General features: G+C 58.4%; 6 protein-coding genes. All 6 read right to left on the bottom strand.

Going from position 1 to position 2,664, the window contains the following annotated elements; genetic code table 11:
* A partial coding sequence (gene rpmC / locus AC1D1P_RS20330; protein ID WP_477674207.1) for a 50S ribosomal protein L29 occupies positions 1-162 on the bottom strand: 162 nt, incomplete at its 3' end.
* Positions 163-174: 12 nt separating this feature from the next.
* Complete coding sequence (gene rplP, locus AC1D1P_RS20325; protein WP_122954483.1) at positions 175-591, bottom strand: 50S ribosomal protein L16; 417 nt, start codon at positions 589-591, stop codon at positions 175-177.
* A gap of 24 nt (positions 592-615) precedes the next feature.
* Entirely contained in the window at positions 616-1,524 is a 909-nt protein-coding gene (gene rpsC / locus AC1D1P_RS20320; RefSeq protein WP_457281636.1) for a 30S ribosomal protein S3, read from the bottom strand.
* Positions 1,525-1,536: 12 nt separating this feature from the next.
* Entirely contained in the window at positions 1,537-1,866 is a 330-nt protein-coding gene (gene rplV / locus AC1D1P_RS20315) for a 50S ribosomal protein L22 (protein WP_007866508.1), read from the bottom strand.
* Between the two features lie 10 nt (positions 1,867-1,876).
* Positions 1,877-2,155, bottom strand: coding sequence for a 30S ribosomal protein S19 (gene rpsS / locus AC1D1P_RS20310; RefSeq protein ID WP_007866503.1), 279 nt, complete (start codon positions 2,153-2,155; stop codon positions 1,877-1,879).
* 9 nt (positions 2,156-2,164) lie between these two features.
* Positions 2,165-2,664: 50S ribosomal protein L2 (gene rplB / locus AC1D1P_RS20305; protein WP_477674206.1), on the bottom strand; the 500-nt coding region annotated here is incomplete at its 5' end.

Below are 2,664 nucleotides of genomic sequence, written 5' to 3'. Positions count from 1 at the left end.
GGCGCGAGCGATGCTGCGACGCGTGGAACGTAGCGTGGAAAGGTTGGTCAGTTGCTGCGTGGCTTTTTGCATGCGCAGGCCAAAGTGGGCTTTTTGCAGCTCTTTGACTTCGGTTTTCAGGCCGGCAACGTCTTTTTGGCGCAGTTCAGTAGATTTGGTCATTGTCATTTCCCCTTACTGGCCAATCATGCGGCTGACGAAGGTGGTGCGCAGCGGCAGCTTGGCGGATGCCAGGCGGAACGCTTCGCGGGCCAGCTCTTCAGGCACACCAACGATTTCAAAGACGATCTTGCCGGGCTGGATTTCAGCCACGTAGTACTCTGGGTTACCTTTACCGTTACCCATACGCACTTCAGCAGGCTTTTGGGAAATCGGCTTGTCCGGGAAGACACGGATCCAGATACGGCCGCCACGTTTGACGTGACGGGAAATCGCACGGCGTGCGGCTTCAATTTGACGGGCCGTCAGACGGCCACGGTCAGTGCATTTGAGACCGAAGTCACCGAACGCAACCGAGGAACCCCGGGTTGCGATGCCGGTGTTACGGCCTTTTTGCTCTTTGCGGTATTTTCTGCGAGCGGGTTGCAGCATTTTGATTCTCCGTTAATAGACCGATTACTCGGTCTTGGCACCGTCAGCTGCTGCAGCTGGCGCGGCTTTACGGACGCGCTTAACGGTGGTTTTCGGGGCTTCGCTACCAGGGGTAGCTTCAGCCGGCTTGTCGCTTCCATCTACCGGAGCGGTGTTGGTCGCACCGCGTGGTGCACGGGCACCGCGTGGAGCAGGACGGTCGGAACCAGGGCGATCGCCAGGACGGGCATCACGGCGTGGGCCGCGCGGCTTGCGTTCTTCGTCGGCCGGTGTTTCCACCATCTTGGCGCCTGGCGCATCGTTGCGGCCCAGCGTGTCGCCCTTGTAGACCCAGACCTTGACGCCGATCACACCATAGGTGGTCTTGGCTTCAGAGGTGCCGTAGTCGATGTCGGCGCGCAGGGTGTGAAGGGGCACGCGACCTTCGCGGTACCACTCGCAACGAGCAATTTCAATACCGTTGAGGCGGCCGGACGACATGATCTTGATGCCCAGGGCACCCAGACGCATGGCGTTTTGCATGGCGCGCTTCATCGCACGGCGGAACATGATGCGTTTTTCAAGCTGCTGCGTGATGCTGTCAGCGATGAGCTTGGCATCAATTTCAGGCTTGCGAACTTCTTCGATGTTCACGGCGACCGGCACGCCCAGCTGGCGGCTCAGTTCTTTCTTGAGGTTCTCGATGTCCTCGCCTTTTTTGCCGATCACGACGCCCGGACGTGCCGAGAAAATCGTGATGCGGGCATTCTTGGCGGGGCGCTCGATCAGAACGCGCGAAACCGCAGCGTTCTTGAGCTTGGCCTTCAGGTACTCGCGAACCTTGATGTCTTCAGCCAGCATGCCGGCGAAATCACGGTTGCTTGCGTACCAGCGGCTAGACCAGTTGCGGCTAACTGCAAGGCGAAACCCGGTTGGGTTGATTTTTTGTCCCATATCCTGCTGCCTTTAGTTGCCAACGACCACGTACACATGGCACGTGGGCTTGCTGATGCTGTTGCCGCGGCCTTTTGCGCGCGCGGAGAAACGCTTGAGCGTGGCACCTTGTTCGACGTAGATGGTTTTCACCTTCAGCTCGTCGATGTCGGCGCCATCGTTGTGTTCAGCGTTGGCGATGGCGGACTCCACAACCTTCTTGATGATTCCAGCAGCTTTTTTCTGCGTGAAATTCAGGATGTTGAGGGCTTGATCCACTTTCTTGCCGCGGATCAGGTCAGCGACCAGACGGCCCTTGTCGACCGACAGACGAACGCCCCGGAGGGTTGCACGTGTTTCCATGGTCTTTTCCTTACTTTCTCACAACTTTTTTATCAGCCGGATGACCTTTGAAAGTCCGGGTGAGTGCGAACTCGCCCAGCTTGTGGCCAACCATTTGATCGGTGATGTAGACAGGTACGTGCTGCTTGCCGTTGTGAACGGCGATGGTCAGGCCGATGAACTCGGGCAGGATCATGGAGCGACGCGACCAGGTCTTGATCGGCTTTTTGTCCTTGTTGGTAACGGCCTTGTCGGCTTTGGCTACCAAATGATGGTCGACAAACGGACCTTTTTTGAGTGAACGTGTCATGGGTTAGCCTTACTTCTTGCGACGCGAAACAATCATCACTTGCGTGCGCTTGTTGTTGCGGGTGCGGTAGCCCTTGGTCAGGTTACCCCATGGATCGACAGGATGACGGCCTTCGCCGGTCTTGCCTTCGCCACCGCCGTGCGGGTGGTCAACCGGGTTCATCACCACACCGCGAACGGTCGGGCGAATACCCATCCAGCGCTTCACACCGGCCTTGCCGAGACGGCGCAGGCTGTGTTCTTCGTTGGCGACTTCACCGATGGTGGCGCGGCATTCGATGTGGATCTTGCGAACTTCACCGGAGCGCATACGCACCTGGGCGTAGGTACCTTCGCGGGCCAACAAGGTTGCAGAGGTGCCGGCAGAGCGGGCGATTTGCGCGCCCTTGCCGATTTGCATCTCGATGCAGTGAATCGTCGAACCGACAGGAATATTGCGGATCGGCAGAGTGTTGCCGACGCGAATCGGCGCTTCCGAACCGCTGATCAGCGTGGCACCGACTTCAAGGC

It is taken from the genome of Polaromonas sp. P1_E1_2 (assembly GCF_056406035.1).
This window is presented reverse-complemented; position numbering and strand designations above follow the sequence as displayed.